The following is a 26,892-nucleotide window of genomic DNA, read 5'->3' as shown; positions in this document are numbered from 1 at the left end:
GGAGACCGGCGGCGAGGCGACGAGCATGGCAAGCTACGACTACCGCGATGGTGGAGCCTATGGCTATGAGCAGCCGCAGGTCCATCATGCGCAGCACCCCGCACAAGGCGCGCCGGAACCCTCCGGACGCGCAGCATCGCGTTGGGTGAACCTCGCGGGCGCGCTGACCTCGGTCGCGATGATCGGCGGGCTCGTCGTCTGGGGCTACAAGCTCGCGATGCGCGATCTCAACGGGGTGCCGGTGATCCGGGCGCTCGACGGTCCCGCGCGGATCGCGCCCGCCGATCCGGGCGGAGAGCTTGCGCGCCATACCGGGCTTTCGGTCAATGATGTCGCAGGGACGGGGCAGGTGGCCCCGCCGCCCGAGGCCGTGACCCTCGCGCCGCCGCCCGAGGGGTTCGCGCCCGAAGATATCCCGATGGGCGAGCTCAAACCGACTGAGGAAGCGGTGGCGCAGGGGCCGGAGGCCGAGGCGCCGCAACCGGCCGCCTCCGACGCAAGCGCGCCCGCCGACCCCGATGCCGTGGCGAAGGCCGTGGCGGCCCTTGCCCCTGCCGCGCTCGAGGCAAATCCCGACCAGCTCGATGCCGCGCCGGCGCCGGTCGTGGAGCCGGGCGCGCTGAGCCCGGCCGAACCCGAGCTCCGGCCCGACGCGATCGCCGGCGAGGCAACCGATCCCGGCGCCCAGTCGCCGGATGTGATCCCGGCCTCGGTGCCCGGCGTCTCGCATTCGCCGCGCCCGCAGGCGAAGCCGATGCATGATGACCAGCTTCTGGCCGCGGCGCTCGAACAGGCGGTGACGAAACAGATGTCGGGCGCGTCGCTCGCGGCGAAGACCGTCGATATCGACCCGGCGAGCCTGTCTGCGGGCACCCGGCTCGCGCAGCTCGGCGCCTTCGACACGGCCGAGACCGCGAAGGCCGAATGGGACCGGATCGCGCAGCGCTTCGACGCCTTGATGGCGGGCAAGAAGCGCGTGATCCAGAAGGCGTCTTCGGGCGGGCGGGATTTCTACCGACTGCGCGTCGCGGGGTTCAGTGATGTCGCCGAGGCGCGCCAGTTCTGCGCCGCGCTTCAGGCCGAGCGGCAGAACTGCATCCCGACACAGGCCCGCTGATGGGCGCGGCGGCGATCTTCGGTTGCGAGGGCACGGTGCTCTCGGCGCGCGAACGCGATTTCTTCCGCGAAGCCGATCCCTGGGGTTTCATCCTCTTTTCCCGCAATATCGACACCCCTGCGCAGGTCGCCGAGCTGACCGATGCGCTCCGGGGCGCGGTCGGACGCGACGCGCCGGTGCTCGTCGATCAGGAGGGCGGGCGCGTGCAACGCCTGCGCGCGCCGCATTGGCGCGAATGGCTGCCGCCGCTCGAACAGGCCGAACGGGCAGGGGAGGACGCGCCCCGCTCGTTCTGGTTGCGCTCGCGGATCATGGCCGAGGAACTGCGTGGGCTCGGGATCGACGTGAACTGCGCGCCGACCTGCGACGTGGCGGGCCTGATGACCCATCCCTTCCTTCAGAACCGCTGCCTCGGGAGCGATCCGCAAAGCGTGATCGCGAATGCCCGCGCGACGGCGGAAGGGCTGCTGGCGGGAGGCGTTCTTCCGGTCATTAAGCATATGCCGGGCCATGGCCGCGCGATTGCCGACAGTCACAAGGGCCTTCCGGTGGTAGAGGCCTCCGCCGAGGATCTGCGGGCGCAGGATTTCGTGCCCTTCGCGGCGCTCGCGGATCTGCCGCTCGGGATGACCGCGCATATCCGCTTCACCGCGCTCGACCCTGATCACCCGGCGACGCAGAGCCCGCGCATCGTGCGGCTGATCCGCGAGGAGATCGGCTTTTCGGGCCTGCTGATGAGCGACGATATCGGGATGGAGGCGTTGTCCGGCGGCCCCGGAACGCGCGCGGCGGCGGTGATCGGCGCGGGCTGCGATCTCGTTTTGCACTGCAATGGAGAGTTGGCGGAGATGGAGGAGGTGGCGCTGGCCATCCCCGCGATGAGCGCCGCGGCCGAGGCGCGCGCCCAGGCTGCGCTCGATCTGCGCTCCCCTTCCGAGCCTGTTGACACGGATGCGCTCGATGCCGAACTTGAGGCATTGTTGAGCGGCGGCGCGGATGGCTGAACCGGAAAACCTTTTCGAGGCGCAGAGCGTGGCGGACCGGCTTCAGGCCGAGTCGCTGATCGTCGATGTCGAGGGGTTCGAGGGGCCGCTCGACCTGCTGCTGACGCTTTCGCGGACCCAGAAGGTCGACCTGCGCAAGATCTCGGTGCTGCAACTGGCCGAGCAATACCTGGCCTTCGTCGAGCGCGCCAAGTTGCTGCGCATCGAACTGGCTGCTGATTACCTGGTGATGGCGGCCTGGCTCGCCTTCCTGAAATCGCGCCTGCTCCTGCCGCCCGATCCGGAGGCCGAGGGGCCGTCGGCCGAGGACATGGCCGCGCATCTGGCCTTCCAGCTCGAGCGGCTGCAGGCGATGCGGGAGGCGGCCGCGCAGCTGATGGCGCGCGACCGGCTCGGGCGCGACACCTTCGCGCGCGGGATCTCCGAGGAGGTCGCGCGGGTGCGCAAGGTCACCTATAGCGCCTCGCTGATGGAGCTGATGCAGGCCTATGCGCGCATCCGCACCCGCGACGAGTTCCGCCCCTATGCCTTCGATCGCACCAATGTCTTCACGCTCGAGGAAGCGCTCGACCGGATGCGCGGGCTGATCGGTTTTGCGGGCGACTGGTCGGAGCTCACGACCTTCCTTCCCGAGGGCTGGAGTTCCGATCCCAAGCGCCGCCGCTCGGCCACCGCCGCGACCTTCGCGGCCTCTCTGGAAATGGCCAAGCAGGGTCAGATCGAGATCCGCCAATCCGACACGTTCCAACCCATTTCGATCCGGAAGAAGACATGAACGACGCCCCGGAACCCGCCGAGGAAAAAGAAGAAACCCTGTTCGCCGCCCCGCCGATCGCGGAGCAGGAACGGATGGTCGAGGCGATCCTCTTCGCCTCGAGCGAGCCGGTGAGCCTGCGCGAGATGGAAGAGCGCATGCCGCATGGCTGCGACCCCGCCGAGGCGCTGGTGCATCTGCGCAAGCGCTACGAGGGCCGGGGCGTGCGCGTGGTGAAGGTGGGCGATGCCTGGGCGATCCGCACCGCGCCCGATCTGGGCTTCCTGATGCAGAAGGAGACGGTGGAGGAGCGCAAGCTCTCGCGCGCCGCGATCGAGACGCTCGCGATCATCGCCTATCACCAGCCCGTCACCCGCGCCGAGATCGAGGAGATCCGCGGCGTCGCCGTCTCGCGCGGCACGATCGACCAGCTCCTCGAGATGGAATGGATCCGCTTCGGCCGCCGCCGGATGACCCCGGGACGGCCCGTGACCTTCGTCGTCACGCAGGGCTTCCTCGACCATTTCAGCCTCGAGAGCGCGCGCGATCTGCCGGGCCTCAAGGAATTGCGCGCCGCCGGCCTGCTCGACAGCCGTCCCCTCCCGGGGGCCTCCGAAGAGGGCGACGAGGACGAGGACGAACCGCAGGTCGGGCAGTCCGAATTGTTCGAGGACTGAAAGGGGATAGCCCATGACCCTCAACCAGATCGTCAACATGATCCTCCGCAGGCTGATCCGGCACGGGGTGAATTGGGGGATCAACAAGGGCGTCGGCATGGCGTCAAACCGGGGCAAGTCCTCGCAAGAGATGTCCCCCGAGGAACGCAAGGCCCAGCAGACCACCCGCGAGGCGGTGAAGCGGGCGCGGAAGGCGGCACGGATTACGCGGCGGTTGTGAGGGGGAGAAGAAGAGCGAAAAGAGAACGAAAGTGAACCCGGTTTTAGAAAAAATTCCTGATCGAATACTCAAACTTGCTCTTGGTGCTCTGGCGCAAGCAAATACACATGCCGTTTATTTTGACCCTGGAAACGAACACTGGGAGTATATGTCGGTTCTCAATGCAGCTCATGCTGGCGAGCTCGTCCTTAAAGCAATCATTGCTCGGGAGCACCCACTTCTTATTTTTAACGATATATTCAAATTGGACGATGAGAGATCGGACGGTCTTGATCTCGAGAAACTTATTCGAAAAGGCAAGACGCACAGCTTCGAGCAGCTTCCAAAAGTTCTTTGGGCTGTTACCGGAATTCGGACTCCAAATTTAGAGTGCTTTGATCGGTTGCGTAAAGCTCGAAATTCTATTCAGCATTTTTGCGCACCAGATGACGATGATCTTCGCGCGCTATCCCTTGAGTTTCTCTACACTATCATTGACCCATTGCTGGCGGACTGTTTCGGTGTCTACACGATTGAATATCATGAAGACCCTAGTGTAGGTTACGACTACGTCGTCGGCGCATTAATAGCTGGCGAAATTAGGTTCACGATGCCAAATGATTTTGACCTCAGTGAAATAGAAGTGCCGAAATTATTGAGAGAGGCTTCAGAGGACTATCGAGTTTGGTTCTCGCGCGAGGTTGAGAAGATCGGGAAAATAGACCTGTTAAGCTGAGCGTCCTTTCCTCTCCTCACCGCCCCTGCCGCCGCGCCATGAAGGCCAGACGCTCGAACAGATGCACATCCTGCTCGTTCTTCAGGAGCGCCCCGTGCAGCTTGGGCAGCAGGTTCGCGCCCTCGCGCCGCAGATCCTCGGGGTCGAGATCCTCGGCCAGCAGGAGTTTCAGCCAGTCGAGCACCTCGCTCGTCGAGGGCTTCTTCTTCAGGCCCGGCGTCTCGCGGATCTCGTAGAACTGGGTCAGCGCTTCGGCCAGAAGCCGGTCCTTGATATCCGGGAAATGCACCGAGACGATCTGCTTCATCACCTCCGCGTCGGGGAAGCGGATGTAATGGAAGAAGCATCGGCGCAGGAAGGCGTCGGGCAGTTCCTTCTCGTTGTTCGAGGTGATGATGACGACGGGGCGGTGGGCCGCGCGGATCGTCTCGCCGGTCTCGTAGACATGGAACTCCATCTTGTCGAGTTCCTGCAGCAGGTCGTTGGGGAATTCGATATCGGCCTTGTCGATCTCGTCGATCAGCAGCACGATCTTGCGATCCGCCTCGAAGGCCTGCCAGAGCTTGCCCTTGCGGATGTAGTTCTTCACGTCATTGACGCGTTCGTCGCCAAGCTGGCTGTCCCGCAGGCGCGAAACGGCGTCGTATTCGTAAAGCCCCTGCTGCGCCTTGGTCGTCGACTTGATGTTCCATTCGACCATCTCGAGCCCGAGGCTCGCCGCGACCTGCCGCGCCAGTTCGGTCTTGCCGGTGCCCGGCTCGCCCTTCACCAGAAGCGGGCGCTCGAGCGCCACCGCAGCGTTCACGGCGACCGTGAGGTCGGGCGGGGCAACATAGGTTTCGGTCGATCGGAATTGCACGGCGTCACGCTCCGCTGGAAAGATCCTGCGCAAGGAAATTGCGTAAATTCAAGGCAACCTAGCTGCGTCGAATTTTCGCCGCAAGTGCAGCGTAGAAATTGTACCTCAATCCGGGGCGGGGTGTGAAACGAGGCGTGACAACCCTACCTTCATGGGGTAAGTGAGCGCCCGAGGAGTAGTGCCAGATGGCGAAATTTGATCATAGTGACTCGCCCGGCACGGAAGAGAGGGCAGCGATGAAAGCAGAGGTTTTCCTTCCGGATGATTACCGTCCGGCCGAAGACGAACCCTTCATGAACGATCGGCAGCTGGAATATTTCCGCCGCAAGCTGCTGACCTGGAAGGCGGAGCTGCTCGAACAATCCGCCGAAACGATCGAAGGTCTCGCCGAATCGGCGCGCAACGTGCCCGATATCGCGGATCGCGCCAGCGAAGAGACCGACCGGGCGCTGGAGCTGCGTACCCGCGACCGTCAGCGCAAGCTCGTCTCCAAGATCGACTCGGCGCTGCGCCGGATCGACAATGGTGATTATGGCTATTGCGAAGTGACCGGTGAGCCGATCTCGCTCAAGCGCCTCGATGCCCGCCCGATCGCGACCATGACGCTCGAGGCCCAGGAAAAGCACGAGCGCCGCGAACGCGTGCATCGCGACGATTAAGGGCGGCCCGCCCGCGCGGGATTGATATCGCTCAAAGACGGATCTCACCGGCGCCGCGATGGTGCCGGTGTTTTCGTTCCGAAGGAGGACATATGCTGATCGGGCGCAAGATTACGGTTCTGGGCGCGGGCATCGCGGGGCTGACGGTCGCGCGGGCGCTGGCGATGCGCGGGGCCGAGGTGGAAGTGCTCGAACAGGCGGATGCGATCCGCGAGGTCGGCGCGGGCTTGCAGGTCTCGCCCAACGGCGCGCGCGTGCTGCGTGCGATGGGGCTCGGCGATGCGCTGGATGTGGCCGGACCGCGCGCCACGGCGCTCCAGCTCGTGGATGGCGAGACCGGCTCGCAGGTCGCCCGGCTGGATCTGGCGGGGCTGCGGCCCGGCGAGCCCTATCACTTCGTCCACCGCGCGCGGCTGATCGAGCTTCTGGCGGAAGGCGCGCGGGAGGCGGGCGTCGATATCCATCTCGGGCAGCGGATCGAACGCGTCGATCTGAGCCAGGACCGCCCGCATCTGCGCGACGGGCAGGGCGGGGTGCGCGATCTCGATATGCTGATCGGCGCGGACGGGATCCATTCGAAGGTCCGCGAGGCGCTCAATGGCAGGGTCGCACCCTTCTTCACCCATCAGGTCGCCTGGCGGGCGCTCGTGCCCTGTGGCGCCGACGAGCCCAATGTCGCGCAGGTTTTCCTCGGGGCGGGGCGGCATCTGGTCAGCTATCCGCTCGGGAACGGTCTGCGCAACATCGTGGCTGTCGAGGAACGTCACCGCTGGGTCGAGGAAAGCTGGACGCTGCAGGATGATCCGATGAACCTGCGCATGGCGTTCGACACGTTCTGCCCTACCGTGCGGAACTGGCTCGCGCAGGTGGAGCAGGTGCATCTCTGGGGGCTGTTCCGCCACCCCGTGGCGGACCGGTGGTACGGGCCGGGGGCGGCGATTCTGGGTGATGCGGCCCATCCGACGCTGCCTTTCCTCGCGCAAGGTGCCGTGATGGCGATGGAGGATGCCTGGGTGCTGGCCGAAGCGCTGGCGACCCATCACCACTATACCGACGCCTTGGAGTCCTTTCAGCAGACCCGGCGCGCCCGCTGCGAGAAGATCGTCAATGCGGCGACGCGCAACGCGCGCAACTACCACCTGTCGGGCGCGCCACGCTTTGTCGGGTATCTCGCGCTGCGCACCGCTTCACGCCTCGCCCCGGAGCGGCTTCTGGGGCGGTTCGACTGGATCTACCAGCACGACGTCACCAAAGGGGCGTGAGCGCGCTCCTGGCGGCGCGAGGGGGGGGGGTCCTCCGGGCGGCGGAGGTTTGCGCCGCCGCTCAGCCCATCCGGAAATGCTTGGCGAGCTTGAGGCCCTGGCCCTGGTAGTTCGAGGCGATCCCCGCGCCGTAAAGCTGGCGCGGCTCCTCGGCCATGCGCTCGTAGACGAGGCGGCCGACGATCTGTCCGTGTTCGAGCGCGAAGGGGGCCTCGTGGCACCGCACCTCGAGCACCCCGCGCGAGCCCGCACCGCCTGCCGCCCCATGGCCGAAGCCCGGATCGAAGAAGCCCGCGTAATGGACGCGGAACTCGCCCACCATCGCGAGATAGGGGGCCATTTCGGCGGCGTGATCGGGCGGGATCGTCACGGCTTCGCGGCTGACGAGAATGTAGAAGGCGCCGGGATCGAGAATGATCCGGCCGTCATCCGAGCGCACCTCTTCCCAGAAATCGGAGGCCGGGTAATGCGCGATCCGGTCGAGATCGATCACCCCGCTATGAGGTTTGGCGCGGTAGCCCACCAGATCGCCGCTCTCGGGCCGCAGATCGACCGAGAAGCCGAGCCCCTCGTCGATCACCGCGGGGCCGTCCACGAGCGGCTCCTGCTGGTGGAGGATCTTCAGCTCTGCATCCGAGAGCACGGCCTGCCCGGCGCGGAAGCGAATCTGGTTGAGTCGCATTCCGGGCCGCACGAGGACCGAGAAGGAGCGCGGGCAGATCTCGGCATAGAGCGGCCCCTGATAGCCTTCGGGGATTCGGTCGAATTCGGTCCCGGCATCGGTGATGAGGCGGGTCAGAAGATCGAGCCGGCCGGTCGAGCTCTTGGCATTGGCGACGGCGGTGACGCCCTCGGCCAGCGACAGGCTTTCCATCAGCGGCACGAGATAGACGCAGCCCTTCTCGAGCACCGCGCCATCGGCGAGGTCCATCCGGTGCATCTCGAAATCCTCGAGCCGCGTCTCGACGCGCTGGCCCTTGCCCGCGAGGAACGAGGCGCGCACCCGGTAGGCGACGCGGCCCAGCCTCAGATCGAGGCTCGCGGGCTGGATCTGTTCGGGAATGATCGCGGGTTCGGCGCTGATCTCGCCGCGCGCGATCATCGCCTGAATCATCGTGTCGGGCAGCACGCCAATCGTCATCCGATCCCTCCTCGCGATATGCGAACGCCCACCCCCGCGAAGGGGTGGGCGTTTCTCATGATGGTCGGGCTGGCGAGATTCGAACTCACGACCTTCCGTCCCCCAGACGGACGCGCTAACCAGGCTGCGCCACAGCCCGACGAGGCGGATATAGAGCGAACCGGGTGGCGGGTGCAAGCGGTTAGTCGAAGAAATTTCATCCGCGCGCGATCCAGATCCGATGGCGTCATTCCGCGCCGATCTCGGCGGGCTTCGCAAGGCGCAGTTGCAGCGCCTGGGCGCGCAGCCGGAGCATCCGCAGATCGCCACGATCGGCCGGGCTCAGACGCGAGGCGTCGAGCACGCGCAGCCCGTGCAGCAAGCGCGCAAGCGAGGGCGTCGCCGTTGCGGCCGGCGCCTCGTCCTTGCGCTCGATCGTCATCGCGTAGACCTGCGAGGCGGGTTCCGGTTCAGGCTCGACATCGAGCGCGATCGGGGCCTCCTCCTCCGGTGCGTCGAAGAAGGACGGCTGCGGGGCAGGGTCGGGCTTGCGCGGGAAGGGGGTGACCGAGCTGGGAACCGGCTCCGGCTCGTCCGGGGTCGGCGTGGTGTCAGGGGCCGCTGCTTCTTCCGCGCTCGTCGTCTCCTCGGGTTCGGGCTCCGCCGCCTCAGCCGGGGAACGGCTCTCGGTTTCAAGCTCTGCATGCGGCGCGGCGCTGCCCTGTCGCTCGGTTGGCTCGGGTGCGGGAGCAGGCTGGCTCGCGGGCGTCTCGGCAGTCTCGTCGGTGAGCGTGACCGTGGAGAGCGCGCTCACGCTGCGGATACCGTCTTCGCGCAGGACCTTCTGGACGCCCCGGATCGTAAGACCCTGTTCATGCAGCAAATGCTTGATGCCGCCGAGAAGCGCGACATCGCTGGGGCGGTAGTAGCGCCGCCCGCCCGCCCGTTTCACGGGCTTGATCTGCGAGAATTTGCTTTCCCAGAAACGCAGCACATGGCTCGGGGTGTCGAGCAGGTCGGCGACCTCCGAGATCGTCCTGAACGCTTCTGCGGATTTGCCCATTGCTGCGCCCCGTTACTTCGCGTTGCCAGCCGCGACGCGGTCCTTCATCAGATGCGAGGGGCGGAAGGACAGAACCCGGCGGGGCGAGATCGGAACCTCTTCCCCGGTCTTCGGATTGCGGCCCATCCGCGAGGCCTTCTCGCGGACCGAAAACGTGCCGAAGGAGCTGATCTTGACCGTCTCTCCGCGGACCAGTGCGTCGGACATGTGCTGAAGGACGCTCTCGACGAGCTGGGCGGATTCATTGCGCGACAGCCCGACCTCACGGAAGACGGCTTCGCTCAGATCCATGCGCGTAAGGGTGTTCGACATCGTATCCCCCCGGGACAACTGGGTTTTCGCCACAGTGACCGACCGTAAATCCCGAGTCAATATCAAGCACTTGCGCGGAAGGTTTGATGCGCGGAGCGCCGCGGGTGTTACCAGCGCAGGACGACGGCACCCCAGGCGAGCCCGCCGCCAATCGCCTCGGTGACGACGATCTGGCCTTCCTTGATCTGGCCGCGCTGCTTGCCGACCGAGAGGGCGAGGGGAATCGAGGCCGCCGAAGTGTTGCCGTGATCCTGCACCGTGACCACGACGCGATCCATCGGCACCTGCATCCGTTCGGCCGTGGCCGAGATGATCCGCAGGTTCGCCTGGTGGGGCACGATCCAGTCGACATTCTCGCCGCTCATGCCGACCTTTTCGAGTGCGGCATGGGCGGTTTCGGAGAGCTTGGTGACCGCATGCTTGAAGACCGCGTTGCCCTGCATGCGCAGATGACCCGCGCTGCCGGTGGTCGAGACGCCGCCATCGACATAGAGCAGATCCTTGTAGCGCCCGTCGGAATGCAGGTCGGAGGCGAGGATGCCGCGATCGCTGGGGCTGCCGGTACCCTCGGCGGCTTCGAGAACGAGCGCGCCCGCGCCATCGCCGAAGAGCACGCAGGTGCCCCGGTCGGTCCAGTCCATGATCCGCGAGAAGGTCTCGGCGCCGATCACCAGAACGCGTTCGGCCTGACCCGAGAGGATCATCCCGTTGGCATTGCTCAGCGCGAAGATGAAGCCCGCGCAGACCGCCTGCACGTCATAGGCGAAGCCGGTGGTCGAGCCGAGCCCGGCCTGCACCATGGTCGCGACGGAGGGAAAGGTCTGGTCGGGCGTCGAGGTCGCGACGACGATCGCGTCGATCTGGTCGACCGTCATCCCCGCGTCTTCCAGCGCCGCCTGCGCCGCCTTGATGGCGAGCTGCGAGGTCGTCTCGCCCTCCGCCGCGAAGTGGCGCCGCTCGATCCCGGTTCGCGTCCGGATCCATTCGTCCGTGGTGTCGAGGGTCTTCTCGAATTCGGTGTTCTCGACGACGCGTTCGGGCAGATAATGCCCCACGCCGCGCACCACGGATCTGATCGTCATGTACTGCTCTCGCTTTTCTCGGGTGCCGGGTCTGCGCCGGTCGCGACATCCTGCCCGCTGGGCAGGGCGGAGGCAACCCGGGCGGCCAGTTTCGCGCCGAACCCGGATTTGGCCAGACGCGCCGCCATCTCGATCGCCGCGGCGAACCCGGTCGCGTCGGCGGCGCCGTGCGATTTCACCACCGTGCCGTTGAGACCGAGGAAGACCCCGCCATTGGCACGACGCGGATCGACCTTGGCCTGGAGCTTCTTCAGCGCCCCCATCGCCAGCAGGGCGCCGAGCTTCGACAACAGCGACGAGGTCAGCGCCTCGCGCATCAGGGCCGAGATGAATTTCGCCGTGCCCTCGCCGGTCTTGAGGGCGACATTGCCGGTGAAGCCGTCGGTGACGATGACATCGGCGCGATCGGCGGGCAGGTCATTGCCCTCGACGAAGCCGATGAAATCGAACGCGCCGGCTTCCTGCGCCTGTTCGATCAGCTCATAGGCTTCCTTGAGTTCGGCCCGGCCCTTGTGTTCCTCGGTGCCGACATTGAGCAGACCGACGCGCGGCCGGTCGAGCCCGAGCGCATTGCGCGCATAGGACGAGCCCATCAGCGCATAGGTCAGCAGGTCCTCGGCATCCGCTTTCACATCCGCGCCCATGTCGAGCATCACGTTCCATCCCGCCGGCCCGCGGGAGGGCCAGAAGGAGGCGATGGCGGGGCGGTTCACGCCGGGGATCTTGCGCAGGCGGATCATCGAGACCGCCATCAGCGCGCCGGTATTGCCGCAGGACACCGCCACGTCGGCTTCGCGGTCGCGTACCGATTCGATGGCGGACCACATCGAGGTGTCCTTGCCCGAGCGCATGACCTGCGCGGGTTTGTCCTCCATCGTCACGATGCGCTCGGCATGGCGCAGATCGACCCGGCCGCGCAGGTCGTGCTGCGCGATCAGGGGTTCGAGCTGGTCGCGTGCGCCGTGGAGGAGGAAATGAAGATCGGGATGGGCGCGCGCGGCCTTCGCCACGCCCCCCACCGTCGCCTCGGGGCCGAGATCGCCGCCCATCGCGTCGATGGAAATGACGATAGCGCCGGCTGTTGCCGGCGCCTTGCCCTGAGGGCTGGCCTGCATTTCTGCGGCCGTCATCTCGGCACCCGTCGGCTGCTGGTCCTGCGTGTTGGGCATGACGTGCGGCGCGGGCAGCCTGGATTACGCTGCGTCGTCGTCGAGATCGACTTCCTCGGTCATCGCAACGATCTCGCGATCGTCGTAATGGCCGCAGGAGGCGCAGACGTGATGCGGGCGCTTGAGTTCGCCGCAGTTCGGGCACTCGGCCGGGTTCGCGGCGACGAGCGAGTCATGCGCACGACGCATGTTGCGACGGGAACGCGTGACTTTATTCTGAGGGACAGCCATGTCTCAACCTCGGGGTTTCGGGGGCCATAGAGCCCGTGTTTGCGGCGTTATAGCCCTGATTTTCCTTATGGTTTCGTCACTTGGCCCGGAAGGCGCTCGGGTGCGAAAGCCAAACGTCGAATGAGGCCGGGAACATACTCGGATTCTTTTCGCGTGCAAGCCCTTTTTCCGCTCTTTTTTCAGACCGATTCCGGGGCTTCGCGAGAGGCCTCTCAGCGGTCCTCTTCTCCCCCGCCGCGCTTGTCCAGAAGGTCGCGCAGGCCGGCGAAGGGCTTGAGCTGTTCGTCGGTCAGCGGCTCCGTGCCGGGTTCGGCGGCGCGCGCCTCGCCCAGTTCGGCCCCCTCCGCGCGCGGATAAAGCGGGAGCGACAGTTCGAGCGCCTCCAGCGCGATCCCGGCCAGATCGACGACGGCGGGCAGGGGCTCGGCCGTATCGTCCTCGGGCATCTCGACCTCTTCGGCGGCCGGCATCTCCATATCCGCCAGATAGCGCCGGGTGACCTCCTCGCGGATCTGGGTCGTGACCGGGGCGAGCGTGATCACGCAGTTCTGAACGACCTCCGCCTCGAGGGTCGCGGCAAGCTCCCAGTCCGAGCGGCCCGTGGGCGACAGCGTTCCGCGCAGCCGCAGCGCTTCGACGCCGCGAATCCCCGCCCAGTCGGCGATCGCGGCCCGCGTGGACGCGTCGGGCTTGATGTCGAACCGGGTCGGCTTGCGCGGCGGGAGATCGGCGAGGCGAAGCGGCTTGCTCCAGATTTCCTCCGGGGCGGGCGGCAGGTTCGGGTCGACGGGGCGCGTGGTCATCTTGGCTCCTTTCGCGAGGTTGTCCGCCGGCGCGCCGGGCAAGTACGGGCCGGTTGCGGTCGGTAGCGCTTGAGGGCAGCGCGGTCATGATGTAAGCGTCGATAAAAGCCCGAAGACGCAGAGGCAAGAGGGGGTGCAGGTGGGGATCGGTTCGATGATGCGCAAGGCCACGCTGATGATCGTTTTCGGCGTGGTGATGCTGATCGGGGCCTGCTCGCCGATCTACCGCAATCACGGTTACGTTCCGCTCGACGAGGATCTCGCGAAGATCGAGGTCGGCAAATCGACGCGCGACGATGTCGCCGCGGCGATCGGACGGCCCAGCTCGACCGGGCTGCTCGAAGGCTCGGGCTGGTACTATGTCGGCTCGCGCTGGAAAACCGTGACCTGGCATGCGCCGCAGGAGATCAAGCGCGAGGTCGTCGCGGTCTCCTTCACCAACAACGGTGTCGTGAGCAATGTGGAGCGTTTCGGGCTCGAGAAGGGGCATGTCGTGCCGCTCTCGCGCCGCGTGACCGAAAGCAACGTCAAGGGAATCGGCTTCATCCGCCAGCTTCTCGGCTCGATCGGCCGGGTGAGCGCGGGGCAGGTTCTCGGAAACAACTGATCGCGGCATGCGCGGGGGAAAGCCCCGCGCCTCCGGTTCGCGCTCCGGCATGACGCAGATGGTGCTGAGCATTTCCAGAGGGGATTACCGGGTGCGCGAGCTGCGCGGGCTCGAGGCCTGCGCGCCGCTCTTCGCGCTGCGGGCCCGGGCCTTCCGGGGCGGGGCTCCGGATCACGATGCGTTCGATACACGTTGCCGTCATGTGGTGATCGAGGATGCCGAAGGCGCCGCGGCGGGGTTCCGAATCCTCGCGCTCCCCGGCGGCGCGGCGCTTGCCGACAGCTATTCCGCCCAGTTCTACGACCTCTCACCGCTTGCGGACTGGCCGGGGCCGATCCTCGAGCTGGGCCGTTTCTGCACGCGGCCCGGCCTGCGCGACCCCGATGTGCTGCGCCTGGGCTGGGCGGCGATCACGCGGCTCGCCGAAGCGGGCGGGGCGGGGCTCCTGATCGGGTGCACCTCCTTTTCGGGGGCGGATTGGCAGAGGCACCGCAAGGGGCTCGCCCATCTTGCCGCGCATGCGCTCGGCCCTACGCGCCAGCGTCCGCACCCCAAGGCGCCCGAACATGTGCCATTCGGGGAGGTTCTCGCGGGCGAGCCGGGCGATCCCGCCGCGCTGCCGCCGCTGCTGCGGTCCTATCTGGGCATGGGGGGCTGGGTCTCGGATCACGCGGTGATCGACCGCGATCTCGACACCTGCCACGTCTTCACGGCGCTCGAGATCGCCGCGATTCCGCCGGCGCGGCTCAAGGCGTTGCGCGCGCTCGCGACCTGATCGCGGCCGGGCCCCGCTGTCGCACGCTTGCGCCATTGACCTTTCCGCGCCGCCCGCTTAGCTCGCATTCATGGCTCGCGCACCGCTTTTGCAACTCTCCGATATCTCGCTCACCTTCGGCGGCAACCCCGTCTTCGAGGGGCTCTCGCTCAACATCCAGCAGGGCGACCGGGTCGCGCTGGTGGGACGCAACGGCTCGGGCAAATCGACGCTGATGAAGGTGATGGCCGGGCTGATCGAGCCCGATCACGGCTCCCGCGTCGTGCCGCCGGGTGTCTCGGTGGGCTATATGGAGCAGGAGCCCGACCTGTCGGGCTTCGCGACCTTGGGCGATTTCGCCGCCTCCGAGCTCGATCCCGCCGAGGCCTACCGGATCGAGATGGTGGCAGAGGGTCTGAAATTCCGCCCCGAGACCCCGGTCGAGACCGCCTCGGGCGGCGAAAGGCGCCGCGCCGCGCTCGCCAAGCTGCTCGCCGAGGGGCCGGAACTGATGCTGCTCGACGAGCCGACCAACCATCTCGATATCGAGGCGATCGGCTGGCTCGAGAATCAGCTGCGCGAAACCCGCCGCGCCTTCGTGCTGATCTCCCATGACCGCGCCTTCCTGCGCGCGCTCACCCGCGCGACGCTCTGGATCGACCGCGGCCAGGTGCGGCGCAACGAACAGGGTTTCGAGAGCTTCGAGGAATGGCGCGAGAAGCTCTGGATCGGAGAGGACGAGGCGCGCCACAAGCTCGACCGCAAGATCAAGGCCGAGGCGCGTTGGGCGGTCGAGGGGATCTCGGCGCGGCGCAAACGCAACCAGGGGCGGGTACGCGCGCTCCAGGCATTGCGCGCCGAACGCGCCTCCCAGATCAAGCGGCAGGGCGTTGCCGCGATGGAGCTCGAGACCGGTCCGCAATCGGGCAAGCGGGTGATCGAGGCCTCCGGCCTGTCCAAACGTTTCGGCGACAAGCAGATCGTGTGCGATTTCGACCTCCGCGTGCTGCGCGGTGACCGGGTCGCCTTCGTCGGGCCAAACGGCGTCGGCAAGACCACGCTGCTCAAGATGCTGACCGGCGAGACCGCCCCCGACGCGGGCACGGTCAAGCTCGGCACCAATCTCGAGATCGCCGTCTTCGATCAGGCCCGCGCGACGCTCGATCCCGAGCAGACGCTGTGGGACGGGCTGGTCAACGATCCCGACATGTCGGTGAAAGGGCGCTCCGATCAGGTGATGGTGCGCGGCGTGGCCAAACATGTCGTGGGCTACCTGAAGGACTTTCTCTTCGACGAACAGCAGGCGCGCGGTCCGATCCGCGCGCTCTCGGGCGGCGAGCGGGCGCGGCTTCTGCTCGCGAAGCTGATGGCGAAACCCTCGAACCTGCTGATTCTCGACGAACCGACGAACGATCTCGATGTCGAGACGCTCGACCTGCTGCAGGATCTCCTGGGCGATTATGACGGGACGGTGCTGCTCGTCAGCCACGACCGCGACTTCATCGACCGTGTCGCGACCACGACGATCGCGATGGAGGGCGACGGGCGCGCCACCGTCTATGCGGGCGGCTGGTCCGATTACCAGGCGCAAAAAGCGCTCGCCGAACCGGAGGCGAAATCCGCGCCGAGGAAAGAGACCGCCTCCAAGCCGGTCGAGACAGCCGCGGCGCCCACGCCCGCGCCGAGGAAACCGGGCCTGAGCTTCACCGAGAAGCACCGGCTCGAGGCGCTGCCCGGCATCATCGAGAAGCTCGAGCACGAGATCGGAAAGATCAACGAACTGCTTTCCGATCCCGACCTCTTCACCCGTGAGCCGGTGAAATTCGCCAAGGCCACCGAGATGCTCACCGAGCGCCAGGGTGCGCTCGAGGCGGCCGAGACGGAATGGCTCGAGCTCGAAGAGAAGGCCCAGAACGGCTGAACGCTGTGCGCGCGGCTCGGTCGGTTGCCTCCGGCGGGGATATTTCCAGCATTTGGAAGGGGGGGTGTTCTCCTTTCCAAATGCCTCAAATATCCTGCGGGGGTCTGGGGGTGCAAAACCCCCAGCTGCGGGAGGGAGACACATGAACAAAGGTCACGGACCGCTTCGCGGGTTGCGCATCGTCGAGATCTCGGGCCTTGGCCCGACGCCGTTTGCCGCGATGTGTCTGGCCGATTTCGGCGCCGAGGTGATCCGGATCGCACGCCCGGGATCGGCCGGGGCGGAGAATCACGTCCTTGGGCTCGAGGTCGATCTGCTCGACCGGGGCCGGGATTTCGTCGAGCTCGATCTGAAATCCGGGGAGGGGCGGGCGGCGGCGCGGGCGCTGATCGCGCGGGCCGACGGGCTGATCGAGGGTATGCGGCCAGGGGTGATGGAGCGCCTCGGGCTCGGGCCGGATGATTTTCCCGACCACCCGGCGCTGGTCTATGGGCGGATGACCGGCTGGGGTCAGGAGGGACCGCTCGCGCAGCGTGCGGGGCACGACATCAATTACCTCTCGCTGACCGGGGCGCTGCATGCGATCGGCCCGGAGGAGGCGCCGGCCATTCCGCTCAACCTGCTGGGCGATTTCGGCGGCGGCGGGATCTACCTCGCCTTCGGGATGCTGGCCGCGATCTTCCGGGCGCGCGCGACCGGACAGGGGCAGGTCGTCGATTGCGCGATCACCGACGGCGTGGCGCATCTGATGGCGATGATCACCGGCATGGCGGGGCAGGGTGCCTGGAGCGATCGGCGGCAGGCCAACCTGCTCGATGGCGCGGCCCCCTATTATACGGTCTATGAATGTGCCTGTGGCGGACATCTGGCGGTGGGGGCGATCGAGCCGCAATTCTGGGCGGAGTTGGTCGCGGGGCTCGGCCTCGAAGCGGCGGCCCTGCCCGATCGGAGCGATCCGGCGCACTGGCCCGAATTGAAGCGCCTTCTTGCGGCGCGATTCGCGACGCGAAGCCGCGACGACTGGGCCTCGGTCTTCGCCGCGACGGATGCCTGCGCGACGCCGGTCCTTTCCCTGGCCGAGGCGCGGGCCCATCCGCAGAATGCCGCGCGCGGCGCTTATCTCGAGCGGGACGGGCTCGTCCAGCCCACGCCCGCGCCGCGCCTCTCGGCCACGCCCGGAACGGCCGGCGGGACGGGGCGCCGCATCGCCCCGGCTGAGGCGCTTGCGCGCTGGAGCGCCTGAGAAAACGGGCCGATTTTCCTTGACAGCCGGGGTGCGAACCTCGATATGGGCACGACCCGGCGGAGAGTCCTCTTTCCGCCGGGCCTCGTTTTTGCAACTCCGCTCCTTACGGAGCGCGCAGTCCGACGGCGGGCCGGAAGGCCCACGAACCCGGTACAGGGGCCACAGGGCGCGGATGGATGAAAAGGAAAGACCCATGTTTGCGGTCCTCAAGACCGGCGGCAAGCAATACAAGGTTCAGGCGGGCGATATCCTGCGCGTCGAACTGCTCGCAGCCGAAGCTGGCGAAAAAGTCCAGTTCAACGAGATTCTGATGGTCGGCGGCGACAAGCCGCAATTCGGCACGCCCCTCGTCGAAGGCGCGGCGGTGCAGGCCGAGGTCATCGACAACATCAAGGCCGACAAGGTCATCACCTACCACAAGCGTCGTCGTAAGCACTCGTCGCAGCGGACCCGTGGCCACCGTCAGCAGCTCACTCTGCTGCGCGTGACCGACGTGCTCGCTTCGGGCGCCGAGAAGTCGGGCGTGAAGGAAGCGGTGGGCACCGCGATCGCGCGCCGTGCCGCGCATGGCACCAAGGGCGAGGCTGCGGCCAAGCCGGCGGCGAAGAAAGCCGCTGCTCCGAAAGCCGCGCCGAAGGCTGCCGAAGCCGCCGTCGCCGAAGCCGACGATCTCAAGGTGATCACCGGTCTGGGCCCCGCGGCCGAGAAGAAGCTGAACGAAGCTGGCATCACCACCTTCGCCCAGCTCGCGTCGGTCGATCCCGAAACCTTCGAAGCCACCAAGGTCAAGCCCGACTGGGTCGAGCAGGCCAAAGAGCTCGCGAAATAAGGAGAGACACCCATGGCACACAAGAAAGCAGGCGGTTCTTCCCGTAACGGCCGCGACTCCGCGGGTCGTCGTCTTGGCGTGAAGCTGTACGGTGGCCAGTCGGCCATTCCGGGCAACATCATCGTGCGTCAGCGCGGCACCAAGTGGTGGCCGGGTGAAGGCGTCGGCATGGGCAAGGATCACACCATCTTTGCGACCGCCGAGGGCGCCGTTACCTTCCGCAAGGGCCTCAAGGGCCGCACGTTCGTATCGGTCCTCCCGGCTCAGGAGGCCGCCGAGTAAGCCGAAGAGAACCCGAGGCAGTAAAGATTGGGGGATCGGCTGAAAGGCCGGTCCCCTTTCTCGTTGCGCGGGCATTAAGGTTTTGCAAACGCTGCGAGATTATTTGCCGGGGCGGGGGATGTACTGTCATCTTCCTGACCTATTTTTAAATTAGGGCCATGCGGCAGGAGGAGCCGTCGGCTCACCCGCGTTTCGAGGAGGAGCGCCGATGTACCAGGAGACGATTTTCAACCAGCCCGTGATCGAGGCGGAGCGTTTCGCTCTGCGCCCGCTGCGTCGTTCCGACGCCGGTCTGATCACCATGTATACATCCGACAAGCGCATCGCCGAGGGCACGCGCGCGATCCCGCATCCGCTTCCGCCGGGCACGGCCGAGAACTTCATCGCCCGCGCGCAGGCCGAGGACCGCGTCGAGGATGTCTGGGCGATCGACGGATCGCGGCAGGGGCTGGCCGAGTTGCTTGGCATCGTCTCGCTCACCCGTCTTGAAGACGACCAGTCCGAGATCGGTTTCTGGGTCGGTCCGGGGTTCTGGAATACCGGCTTCGCCTCAGAGGCGGTCGCCGCGCTCGTCGCCGCCAATCCGCATGAGAGCCGGACGCTCTTTGCCGAGGTCTTCCAGGACAATCCCGGCTCGGCGCGGGTGCTGACGAATTGCGGTTTCGAATATCTCGGCGATGCCGAGAGCTGGTCGCTGGCGCGCGGCCGCCATGTGCCGACCTGGACTTACCTTCTCAAGATGAACTGAGAGGCCTGTCCCGAAAGCATGCAGGCGGGAGGGCGCTGCCCTCCCGGACCCACCCGGGATATTTGAACAAGGCCGAAGATGGAACGGATCGCGACAGACCGTCTGATATTGCGGCCCGTCGAGCTGACGGATGCCGCCGCGATTGCATCGGCGGCGGATGATTTCGAGGTCGCGCGCTGGCTCGCACGGATGCCGCACCCCTATGGCCGCTCCGATGCGGAAGAGTTCCTTCAGGCGAATTTGGAAAATGCGGGACGGGTCTGGATCATCGAAATCTCCGACGGTCTGGCCGGGGTGATCGGCACTGTCGGCGAATTCGGCTATTGGCTTGCGCGGCCGTTCTGGGGGAAGGGCTTTGCCACGGAAGCAGGTCGCGCTGTGCTCGCAGCCTGCTTCGCCGACCCTGCACGTGCCTCCTTGCGGGCGGGGTATTTCTTGGGGAACGCCCGTTCGTGCCGGGTTCTCGAGAAGTTGGGCTTTCGCGAGACGGGCCGGTCGCGCCAATTCTGCCGCGCGCTGGACGCAGAGGCCGATCACGTCGACATGGTTCTGACGCGCGCCGAATTTGCGCCTCAGCCCTGAAAGCGCGGGCGGCGCGGGGCCTGCCCGTTTCGACGCTTGAAATGCGCGGCGCAGAAGCGTATCCCGGCGCCTTGCAAACAAGGGGCAGCACGATGAAATTTCTCGATCTCGCCAAGGTCTATATCCGCTCGGGTGGCGGGGGTGCGGGCTGTGTCTCGTTCCGGCGCGAGAAATATATCGAATTCGGCGGCCCCGACGGCGGTGACGGCGGCAAGGGCGGTTCGGTCTGGGTCGAGGCGGTCGAGGGGCTCAACACCTTGATCGACTTCCGCTACCAGCAGCATTTCTTCGCGAAGACCGGCCAGCACGGGATGGGGAGCCAGCGCACCGGCAAGGATGGCGACGACATCGTGCTGAAAGTGCCGGTGGGCACCGAGATCCTCGATGAGGACCAGGAAACCCTGATCGCCGACATGACCGAGGTGGGCCAGCGCGTGCTGCTCGCGAAGGGCGGCAATGGCGGCTGGGGCAACCTGCATTTCAAGAGCTCGACCAACCGCGCACCGCAGCGGGCCAATCCGGGGCAGGAGGGCGTCGAGCGCACGATCTGGCTGCGTCTGAAACTGATCGCCGATGCCGGGCTTCTGGGCCTGCCCAATGCGGGCAAGTCGACCTTCCTTGCCGCGACCTCGAATGCGCGGCCGAAGATCGCCGATTATCCTTTCACCACGCTGGTGCCCAACCTGGGCGTCGTCGGCATTGACGGGCGCGAATTCGTGGTGGCCGACATTCCGGGGCTGATCGAAGGCGCGTCCGAAGGGCGGGGGCTGGGCGATCAGTTCCTGGGCCATGTCGAACGCTGCTCGGTGCTTCTGCATCTCGTGGACGGGACTGCCGAAGACCCGGTCGCCGATTGGCAGACCATCATTCACGAGCTCGAGGCCTATTCGCCGGTGCTCGCCGAAAAGCCGCGGGTCACGGTGCTCAACAAGATCGACGCGATCGATCCCGAGACGCTCGAGGAGCGCAAGACGGCGCTCGAAGAGGCCGTGGGCGGGCGCGTTCACTTGATGTCGGGCGTCTCGAAGAAGGGTGTTCCGGAAGTGCTGCGCGCGCTCTGGGCGCAGATCGGCAGGGGCAAGCCCGCGCAAGACGAGGGTAGCGAATGGCAACCGTGAGCGGGCCGGTTCTCGCGCAGGCGAAACGGTTGGTCATCAAGATCGGCTCGGCGCTTCTCGTCGACGCGGGGGGCTTGCGCGAGGATTGGCTGCGTTCGCTTGCCGCCGATGTCGCGGGGCTGCGGGCGCGCGGCACGGGGGTGGTGATCGTCTCTTCCGGCTCGATCGCGCTCGGGCGGCGGGTCCTCGGGCTTCCCGCCGGAACGCTCTCGCTGGAACAGAGCCAGGCCGCGGCGGCGGTGGGGCAGATCCGGCTCGCGCGGGCCTATGAGGCGGCGCTCGGTCCCCACGGTGTGACGACGGCTCAGGTGCTGGTGACGCTCGAGGATACGGCGGATCGCCGGCGCTATCTGAACTCGCGCGCGACGCTCGAGACGCTGTTGAGCCTCGGCACGGTGCCGATCGTGAACGAGAATGACACGGTCGCGACCGACGAGATCCGCTTTGGCGACAATGACCGGCTCGCCGCGCAGATCGCGGTGACGATCGGGGCCGATCAGCTGATCCTGCTGTCTGACGTGGACGGGCTTTATACCGCGAACCCGAAGACCGACGCGGACGCGCGCCACCTTCCGGTGATCGACCATATCACGCCCGAGATCGAGGCGATGGCGGGCGATCCGGTTTCGGGCCTCTCGAAGGGGGGCATGAAGACCAAGCTGCTTGCCGCGAAGGTCGCGGTGGCGGGGGGCTGTGCGATGGCGATCGCGGAGGGGTCGGTGGACCATCCGGTGGCCGCGCTCGAAAATGGCGGGCGCTGCAGCTGGTTCCTGCCCGAAGGCGACCCGCATGTCGCACGCAAGCGCTGGATCGCCGCGATGAAACCGCGGGGCGAGCTGTTCGTCGATGCGGGCGCGGTGGCGGCGCTGCAATCGGGCAAGTCGCTGCTGCCGGCGGGGGTGACGAAGATCGTCGGCCGTTTCGGTCGCGGGGAACCCGTGACCATAGCGGGGCCGGACCGCGCGGTGCTGGGCAAGGGGCTCGTGCGCTATACCGCCGAGGAGGCGCGCCAGATCGCCGGGCACCGCTCGGGCGAGATCGAGGAGATCCTCGGCTATCCCGGCCGCGCGGCGCTGATCCATCGCGACGACATGGTGCTGGGCTGAACGCCGGGCCGGTTCGCCGAGGCCCGGTTACTCGGCCCAGTCCGGTTTCCGTTTTTCGATGAAGGCCTGAACGCCTTCGGCGGTGTCGCGCCAGAGCATGTTCTCGACCATCACCGCCGCGGTGTGTTCATAGGCCGCCGCCAGATCCATGTTCGCCTGATCGTAGAAGGCGCGCTTGCCGATCTTCACCGCCGCGCCGAGCTTGCCCTCGATCGTGGTGGCGAGCGCTTCGGTCTCGGCGGCAAGTTCCTCATGGGGGGCGACCCGGTTCACGAGCCCCACTTCGACGGCGCGAGCCGCGCTGATGAACTCGCCCGTGGTCAGCATCTCGAAGGCCACCTTTCGCGGCACGTTGCGCGACAATGCCACCATCGGTGTCGAGCAGAACAGCCCGATATTGACGCCGTTCACGCCGAACCGGGTATCTTCGGCGGCCACTGCCAGGTCGCAGGAGGCGACGAGCTGGCAGCCCGCGGCGGTGGCGATGCCATGGGCCTCGGCGATCACCGGCTGGGGCAGGGCGGGGATCATCTGCATCACCTCGGCGCAGCGGAAGAAGAGATCCGCAAAATAGGCGCGCCCGTTGTCGGGGGCCTCGCGGCCGCGTTGCATCTCCTTCAGGTCATGGCCGGCGCAGAAGGCCTTGCCCGCGCCCTTGAGCACGATGACCTTGATCGCGGTATCCTCGGCCAGTTCGGAAAACCGCGCCTTGAGCGCGGCCAGCATCGCATCCGAGAGCGCATTGAGCGAGCCTGGGGAATTCATCGTCAGATGCGCCACCGCGCCCCGGTCCTCGCGGATCACAAGATCGGTCATTGAAACTCCTCCTCTTTGGAGAAACTCTAGGCCGGGTCCGGGAGAGAGAAAAGGGGAGGGCGCATGGCGCTTGTGATGGAGACGGGGGAGCTTGCGGCATTTCTCGACGAGACATTTCCGCAGGTGAAGGGCGAGTTCGCGATCGACAGCCTCAACGACGACGAACTGATCGTGCGGCTCAAGGTGGCCGAGCGGCATCTGCGCCCCGGCGGCACCGTCTCGGGGCCCAACATGTTCGCGCTGGCCGATGTCGGGATCTACATGGCGATCCTCGCGCGGATCGGGAAGGTGGCACTGGCGGTCACGACGAACGCCTCGATCGACTTCATGCGCAAGCCCGCGTCGGGGGCGGACCTGATCGCGAAGATCCGTCTGCTCAAGCTCGGGCGGGTGCTGGCGGTGGGCGAGGCACTGATCTTCTCGGACGGGGACGAGCGCCCTGTCGCACGCGCAAGTATGACCTATTCGATTCCGCCCAAGTGATGCCCCCCTGCGATCCGGGGCGAGGGGAGGGCTGTAATTTCGGAGTGTCAGAAGGATCGCACCCGTTGGGTTGCGCCGAAACCGCCCGCTGCGCCCGGAAGATCTGGGGTATTTTAATACCTATTTTTCAAGACATTGATTTAACAAGGAAAAATTACGAAGTCGCCACTTGAAAACGCATCCGGAATCGACGAAAAGCCCGCATCGAATTCCGCAACCCTCCAAAAGGGCCGAAAGACAATGAAAACCTACACCGCGAAACCCGCGGAGATCGAAAAGAAATGGGTCATCATCGACGCCGAGGGCGTCGTGCTGGGCCGTCTCGCCTCGATCGTCGCGATGCGTCTGCGTGGCAAGCACAAGGCCACCTTCACGCCCCATATGGACATGGGCGACAACGTCATCGTCATCAACGCCGACAAGGTGCAGATGACCGGCAAGAAGCGTGACGACAAGACCTACTTCTGGCACACCAACCACCCCGGCGGGATCAAGTCGCGCACCGCGCGCCAGATCCTCGAGGGCGCGCATCCCGAGCGCGTGGTGATCAAGGCCGTCGAGCGCATGATCGCGCGCAACCGCCTTGGCCGTGCACAGATGTCGAACCTGCGCGTCTATGCCGGCGCCGAGCATCCGCACGAAGCGCAACAGCCTGAAGTTCTCGACGTCAAGTCGATGAACAAGAAGAACACCCGGAGCTGATCATGGCCGACGATATCAAGACTCTCGACGATCTGAAATCGGTCGTGTCCGGCTCGAGCGCCGTTGCCGCGACCGAGACCGAAACCGCCGCGCCCCGCGAGCCCGTGCGCGATGCGCAGGGCCGTGCCTACGCGACCGGCAAGCGTAAAGACGCTGTCGCCCGCGTCTGGGTCAAGCCCGGCACCGGCAAGGTGGAAGTGAACGGCAAGGAGATGGACAAGTATTTCGCGCGTCCCGTGCTCCAGCTGATCGTGAACCAGCCCTTCGGCGTGGCCAATGTGGAAGGTCAGTTCGACGTCTACGCCACCGTGGCGGGCGGCGGCCTTTCGGGCCAGGCCGGTGCTGTGAAGCACGGCATCTCGAAAGCGCTCCAGCTTTACGATCCCTCGCTGCGTTCGGCGCTCAAGGCTGCGGGCTTCCTGACCCGTGACTCGCGCGTCGTCGAGCGGAAGAAATACGGTAAGGCGAAAGCACGCCGGAGCTTCCAGTTCTCGAAACGCTGATCCCTTTCGCGATACGAATTCACGAAACGCGGCTCCCTCGGGGGCCGCGTTTTGCATTGGGGGCTCCGCCCCCGCGGCTGCGCCGCTCCCCCGGGGATATTTGCACAGGCCCGAAGGCGCAAAGGTGCCGCTCCTCGGGCCTGCCCGAAATATCCCGGGGGAAGACGCGTCAGCGTCGAGGGGGCGGCGCCACTCGGGCGCAACGTGAGGGCAGGCCGGATGGTCGGGATTTGCATTGTCCCTCCCATGCGTTAAGCACGAGGACAAGCAATCTTCGAGGCTCCGATGTCCGTTTCCATGCTCTCCACCTTCGTCAAGCCGATGCACCCGGAAGGGCGCAAATTCGTCGCGATCTTCGCGGGGATCGCCTTCGTCTTGTTCCTGATCTGGGAGCCGCTCGGATGGCTCGGGCTGGGTCTGACGGTCTGGTGCTACTACTTCTTCCGCGATCCCGAGCGGGTAACGCCCACCCGCGAGGGGCTGATGGTCTCGCCGGCCGATGGTATCGTGTCGCTGCTCGAGCCGGCCGTGCCGCCCTCCGAGCTGGGGCTTGGGGACCAGCCGATGGTGCGGGTCTCGGTCTTCATGTCGGTCTTCAACTGCCATGTGAACCGCTTGCCCGCGGCGGGCCGCATCGCGAAGATCGCCTATCGGCCGGGCAAGTTCCTCAACGCCTCGCTCGACAAGGCCAGCTCCGACAATGAGCGCAACGGCCTGGCGGTGACCCTTCCCGACGGACGCCAATATGGCGTCGTGCAGATCGCGGGCCTCGTGGCGCGGCGCATCCTGTGCTGGTCGAAGGAAGGGCAGAGCCTGATGACGGGGGAGCGCTTCGGCCTCATTCGCTTCGGCTCGCGGCTCGACATCTACCTGCCCGAGGGGGTGGAGCCGCTGGTCTGCATCGGCCAGACCATGGTGGCCGGCGAGACGGTGATCGCCGATCTCGCGGGAACGGAACCTGCCCGTCAGGGCGGCGTTCGCTAAGAGAGGGAGGGCGCAGATGGAGCCGCATGAAAAAGACCGGATGCCGTTTTTGCAGCTCCTGCCGAATCTCGTCACCATGGCGGGGATGGGGATCGGGCTCACCGCGATCCGTTTCGCGATGGATGACCGGTTCGAGACGGCGGTCGTGCTGATCCTGCTCTCGGGGCTGATCGACGGGATGGACGGCCTGCTCGCGCGCCGCCTCGAGGCCACGTCCGATTTCGGGGCCGAGCTCGACAGCCTGTCGGACTTCCTTTGCTTCGGCGTCGCCCCCGGCCTTCTTCTCTATCGCTTCGCGCTCGGGGAGACCCATGCCTTCGGTTGGGTCTTCGTTCTGGTATTCGCCGGTGCCGCCTGTCTGCGTCTCGCGCGGTTCAACGTGATGCGTGCCGAGCCCGACTCGATGCGCCACTTCACCGGAGTGCCTGCGCCCGCGGGGGCGGGGCTCGCGCTGCTGCCGATGTTCATCACCTTCGCCGGTCTCGGGGATGCGCGCCAGGCGCCGGCCGCGGTCGCGATCTGGCTGGGCCTTGTCGGGCTGCTGATGATCTCGCGGATCAAGACCTTCTCGCCCAAGGCGATGCGGATTCCCCGGCGGGCCGTGGGGATCGTCCTGATCGGCACCGTCATCGCGGTGGGCATGGTGTTCACCCGCATCTGGCTTCTGATGGTGATTCTGTGCGTGCTCTATGTTCTCGCGCTGATTCCGGCGGTCTGGAAAGCGCGGGGGCGGATCTTGCGGGGGTGACTCGGCCTGACTCGAGGCCTGAATCGGGTATCTGGCGGGGGCGACTCGCGGTTTTGCGGCGCAAATCGGCAGATCGAGAGGGGATGACGGGGGCTCACGAGCCCCCATTTTCATTTTCTGCCGCAATTTTGCTCAAGGAAATAAGGCCTCCGGGAAAAAAGTGACGGTTTCACGAAAAAAGCTCTTGCGGCCCCCCGGTCGTATGCGTAGAACCCTCCTCACCGAAGCGGGGCACACAACGAACCGCAGCGGCGCCGGAAAGGCCAGCAGCGCTGGAAATGAAGGCAAGAAACATTGAGGTTCGAGAGCGGGGCGCGCTTCGAGTAAGCGCTTCCGGTTCTTTTTGGCCTCTGGCTCTTTGAAATTGATGGATATCTGAAGAGATATGCGGGCGGTTTGGTCGATACGACGCGAAC

33 protein-coding genes and 1 tRNA gene are annotated in these 26,892 nt (G+C 66.2%); 23 read left to right on the top strand and 11 right to left on the bottom strand.

Features of this window, described 5'->3' with window-relative positions; all coding sequences use genetic code 11:
• Window positions 1-25: 25 nt before the first annotated feature.
• The 6 genes from DW2_RS15965 to DW2_RS19505 are packed head-to-tail and all read left to right on the top strand — an operon-like array spanning window position 26 to window position 4,487.
• A complete protein-coding gene (locus tag DW2_RS15965) occupies window positions 26-1,117 on the top strand; it encodes an SPOR domain-containing protein (protein ID WP_051856262.1) in 1,092 nt (363 codons plus the stop codon).
• Complete coding sequence (locus DW2_RS15960) at window positions 1,117-2,121, top strand: glycoside hydrolase family 3 N-terminal domain-containing protein (protein WP_038148112.1); 1,005 nt, start codon at window positions 1,117-1,119, stop codon at window positions 2,119-2,121. Before DW2_RS15965 ends, DW2_RS15960 begins: the two co-directional genes overlap by 1 nt.
• Complete coding sequence (locus DW2_RS15955) at window positions 2,114-2,896, top strand: segregation and condensation protein A (protein WP_038148111.1); 783 nt, start codon at window positions 2,114-2,116, stop codon at window positions 2,894-2,896. Before DW2_RS15960 ends, DW2_RS15955 begins: the two co-directional genes overlap by 8 nt.
• Window positions 2,893-3,552, top strand: a complete 660-nt coding sequence (gene scpB / locus DW2_RS15950) for an SMC-Scp complex subunit ScpB (protein WP_038148110.1) — start codon at window positions 2,893-2,895, stop codon at window positions 3,550-3,552. The genes DW2_RS15955 and scpB overlap by 4 nt, the downstream gene beginning before the upstream one ends.
• Before the next feature lie 13 nt (window positions 3,553-3,565).
• Complete coding sequence (locus tag DW2_RS15945) at window positions 3,566-3,772, top strand: hypothetical protein (protein WP_038148109.1); 207 nt, start codon at window positions 3,566-3,568, stop codon at window positions 3,770-3,772.
• Window positions 3,773-3,803: 31 nt separating this feature from the next.
• Window positions 3,804-4,487: a hypothetical protein gene (locus DW2_RS19505; protein WP_081875032.1), complete on the top strand. Its 684-nt coding sequence runs from the start codon at window positions 3,804-3,806 to the stop codon at window positions 4,485-4,487.
• A gap of 16 nt (window positions 4,488-4,503) precedes the next feature.
• Here the strand turns inward: DW2_RS19505 and DW2_RS15935 are convergent, their stop codons facing one another.
• On the bottom strand, window positions 4,504-5,346 hold the full coding sequence (locus DW2_RS15935; protein WP_038148106.1) for an AAA family ATPase: 843 nt from the start codon (window positions 5,344-5,346) through the stop codon (window positions 4,504-4,506).
• Between the two features lie 236 nt (window positions 5,347-5,582).
• Here DW2_RS15935 and dksA point away from each other — a divergent pair, with 236 nt between their 5' ends.
• Together dksA and DW2_RS15925 are read left to right on the top strand one after the other, a co-directional pair.
• A complete protein-coding gene (gene dksA / locus DW2_RS15930) occupies window positions 5,583-6,005 on the top strand; it encodes an RNA polymerase-binding protein DksA (RefSeq protein WP_038148104.1) in 423 nt (140 codons plus the stop codon).
• 92 nt (window positions 6,006-6,097) lie between these two features.
• Window positions 6,098-7,267, top strand: coding sequence for an FAD-dependent monooxygenase (locus tag DW2_RS15925; RefSeq protein WP_038148103.1), 1,170 nt, complete (start codon window positions 6,098-6,100; stop codon window positions 7,265-7,267).
• A gap of 61 nt (window positions 7,268-7,328) precedes the next feature.
• Here DW2_RS15925 and DW2_RS15920 read toward each other — a convergent pair whose 3' ends face one another.
• The 8 genes from DW2_RS15920 to DW2_RS15885 form a co-directional block, all read right to left on the bottom strand.
• Window positions 7,329-8,408, bottom strand: a complete 1,080-nt coding sequence (locus DW2_RS15920; protein ID WP_038148102.1) for a 2'-deoxycytidine 5'-triphosphate deaminase — start codon at window positions 8,406-8,408, stop codon at window positions 7,329-7,331.
• Between the two features lie 61 nt (window positions 8,409-8,469).
• Window positions 8,470-8,547 (bottom strand) — tRNA-Pro (locus DW2_RS15915).
• An 87-nt stretch (window positions 8,548-8,634) separates the two neighbouring features.
• Window positions 8,635-9,450 carry a MerR family transcriptional regulator gene (locus tag DW2_RS19855; protein WP_038148101.1) on the bottom strand — a complete coding sequence of 272 codons (816 nt, stop codon included), beginning with the start codon at window positions 9,448-9,450 and terminating at the stop codon, window positions 8,635-8,637.
• A 12-nt stretch (window positions 9,451-9,462) separates the two neighbouring features.
• Window positions 9,463-9,762 carry an integration host factor subunit alpha gene (gene ihfA / locus DW2_RS15905; RefSeq protein ID WP_038148099.1) on the bottom strand — a complete coding sequence of 100 codons (300 nt, stop codon included), beginning with the start codon at window positions 9,760-9,762 and terminating at the stop codon, window positions 9,463-9,465.
• A gap of 107 nt (window positions 9,763-9,869) precedes the next feature.
• The gene (locus DW2_RS15900; RefSeq protein ID WP_038148097.1) at window positions 9,870-10,844 is read right to left on the bottom strand and encodes a beta-ketoacyl-ACP synthase III; all 975 of its coding nucleotides are present in this window, start codon (window positions 10,842-10,844) and stop codon (window positions 9,870-9,872) included.
• On the bottom strand, window positions 10,841-11,974 hold the full coding sequence (plsX, locus tag DW2_RS15895; RefSeq protein WP_038148241.1) for a phosphate acyltransferase PlsX: 1,134 nt from the start codon (window positions 11,972-11,974) through the stop codon (window positions 10,841-10,843). Before plsX ends, DW2_RS15900 begins: the two co-directional genes overlap by 4 nt.
• A gap of 63 nt (window positions 11,975-12,037) precedes the next feature.
• On the bottom strand, window positions 12,038-12,244 hold the full coding sequence (gene rpmF, locus DW2_RS15890) for a 50S ribosomal protein L32 (protein ID WP_038148096.1): 207 nt from the start codon (window positions 12,242-12,244) through the stop codon (window positions 12,038-12,040).
• Window positions 12,245-12,456: 212 nt separating this feature from the next.
• Window positions 12,457-13,047, bottom strand: a complete 591-nt coding sequence (locus tag DW2_RS15885; protein WP_063137152.1) for a YceD family protein — start codon at window positions 13,045-13,047, stop codon at window positions 12,457-12,459.
• A gap of 154 nt (window positions 13,048-13,201) precedes the next feature.
• Between DW2_RS15885 and DW2_RS15880 the strand changes: the two genes are divergently transcribed.
• From DW2_RS15880 to proB, 10 genes are all read left to right on the top strand, one after another.
• Window positions 13,202-13,654 carry an outer membrane protein assembly factor BamE gene (locus DW2_RS15880; protein WP_051856297.1) on the top strand — a complete coding sequence of 151 codons (453 nt, stop codon included), beginning with the start codon at window positions 13,202-13,204 and terminating at the stop codon, window positions 13,652-13,654.
• A gap of 7 nt (window positions 13,655-13,661) precedes the next feature.
• Window positions 13,662-14,429: a GNAT family N-acetyltransferase gene (locus DW2_RS15875; RefSeq protein ID WP_238321350.1), complete on the top strand. Its 768-nt coding sequence runs from the start codon at window positions 13,662-13,664 to the stop codon at window positions 14,427-14,429.
• Between the two features lie 70 nt (window positions 14,430-14,499).
• Window positions 14,500-16,329, top strand: coding sequence for an ABC-F family ATP-binding cassette domain-containing protein (locus DW2_RS15870; RefSeq protein ID WP_038148094.1), 1,830 nt, complete (start codon window positions 14,500-14,502; stop codon window positions 16,327-16,329).
• A 142-nt stretch (window positions 16,330-16,471) separates the two neighbouring features.
• A complete protein-coding gene (locus tag DW2_RS15865; protein WP_038148093.1) occupies window positions 16,472-17,572 on the top strand; it encodes a CaiB/BaiF CoA transferase family protein in 1,101 nt (366 codons plus the stop codon).
• Window positions 17,573-17,768: 196 nt separating this feature from the next.
• Entirely contained in the window at window positions 17,769-18,404 is a 636-nt protein-coding gene (locus DW2_RS15860) for a 50S ribosomal protein L21 (RefSeq protein WP_038148092.1), read from the top strand.
• Between the two features lie 12 nt (window positions 18,405-18,416).
• Window positions 18,417-18,686, top strand: coding sequence for a 50S ribosomal protein L27 (rpmA, locus tag DW2_RS15855; protein ID WP_038148091.1), 270 nt, complete (start codon window positions 18,417-18,419; stop codon window positions 18,684-18,686).
• Between the two features lie 208 nt (window positions 18,687-18,894).
• Window positions 18,895-19,434 (top strand): GNAT family N-acetyltransferase, encoded by a 540-nt coding sequence (locus tag DW2_RS15850; RefSeq protein ID WP_038148089.1) that lies wholly within the window; start codon window positions 18,895-18,897, stop codon window positions 19,432-19,434.
• A 78-nt stretch (window positions 19,435-19,512) separates the two neighbouring features.
• Complete coding sequence (locus tag DW2_RS15845; protein WP_038148088.1) at window positions 19,513-20,016, top strand: GNAT family N-acetyltransferase; 504 nt, start codon at window positions 19,513-19,515, stop codon at window positions 20,014-20,016.
• Window positions 20,017-20,108: 92 nt separating this feature from the next.
• Complete coding sequence (obgE, locus tag DW2_RS15840) at window positions 20,109-21,134, top strand: GTPase ObgE (RefSeq protein ID WP_038148087.1); 1,026 nt, start codon at window positions 20,109-20,111, stop codon at window positions 21,132-21,134.
• Complete coding sequence (proB, locus tag DW2_RS15835; protein WP_038148086.1) at window positions 21,122-22,240, top strand: glutamate 5-kinase; 1,119 nt, start codon at window positions 21,122-21,124, stop codon at window positions 22,238-22,240. Before obgE ends, proB begins: the two co-directional genes overlap by 13 nt.
• Window positions 22,241-22,267: 27 nt before the next feature.
• On the opposite strand, the gene DW2_RS15830 is transcribed toward proB, so the two are convergent.
• On the bottom strand, window positions 22,268-23,056 hold the full coding sequence (locus DW2_RS15830) for an enoyl-CoA hydratase (RefSeq protein ID WP_038148085.1): 789 nt from the start codon (window positions 23,054-23,056) through the stop codon (window positions 22,268-22,270).
• Between the two features lie 63 nt (window positions 23,057-23,119).
• Between DW2_RS15830 and DW2_RS15825 the strand changes: the two genes are divergently transcribed.
• The 5 genes from DW2_RS15825 to pssA all read left to right on the top strand — a co-directional run bounded on the left by DW2_RS15825 (window position 23,120) and on the right by pssA (window position 26,476).
• Window positions 23,120-23,539 carry a PaaI family thioesterase gene (locus tag DW2_RS15825; RefSeq protein WP_038148084.1) on the top strand — a complete coding sequence of 140 codons (420 nt, stop codon included), beginning with the start codon at window positions 23,120-23,122 and terminating at the stop codon, window positions 23,537-23,539.
• Window positions 23,540-23,779: 240 nt separating this feature from the next.
• Window positions 23,780-24,241, top strand: coding sequence for a 50S ribosomal protein L13 (gene rplM, locus DW2_RS15820; protein WP_038148082.1), 462 nt, complete (start codon window positions 23,780-23,782; stop codon window positions 24,239-24,241).
• 2 nt (window positions 24,242-24,243) lie between these two features.
• Complete coding sequence (gene rpsI / locus DW2_RS15815; RefSeq protein ID WP_038148080.1) at window positions 24,244-24,744, top strand: 30S ribosomal protein S9; 501 nt, start codon at window positions 24,244-24,246, stop codon at window positions 24,742-24,744.
• Window positions 24,745-25,029: 285 nt separating this feature from the next.
• Window positions 25,030-25,728, top strand: coding sequence for a phosphatidylserine decarboxylase (locus DW2_RS15810; protein ID WP_038148079.1), 699 nt, complete (start codon window positions 25,030-25,032; stop codon window positions 25,726-25,728).
• Window positions 25,729-25,744: 16 nt separating this feature from the next.
• The gene (pssA, locus tag DW2_RS15805) at window positions 25,745-26,476 is read left to right on the top strand and encodes a CDP-diacylglycerol--serine O-phosphatidyltransferase (RefSeq protein WP_038148078.1); all 732 of its coding nucleotides are present in this window, start codon (window positions 25,745-25,747) and stop codon (window positions 26,474-26,476) included.
• Between the two features lie 132 nt (window positions 26,477-26,608).
• Here pssA and DW2_RS20225 read toward each other — a convergent pair.
• Window positions 26,609-26,892 (bottom strand): hypothetical protein (locus DW2_RS20225; protein ID WP_238321349.1); only part of this gene is annotated, 284 nt, incomplete at its 5' end.

It is taken from the genome of Thioclava atlantica, from assembly GCF_000737065.1.
GTDB classification, from domain to species: domain Bacteria; phylum Pseudomonadota; class Alphaproteobacteria; order Rhodobacterales; family Rhodobacteraceae; genus Thioclava; species Thioclava atlantica.
This window is presented reverse-complemented; position numbering and strand designations above follow the sequence as displayed.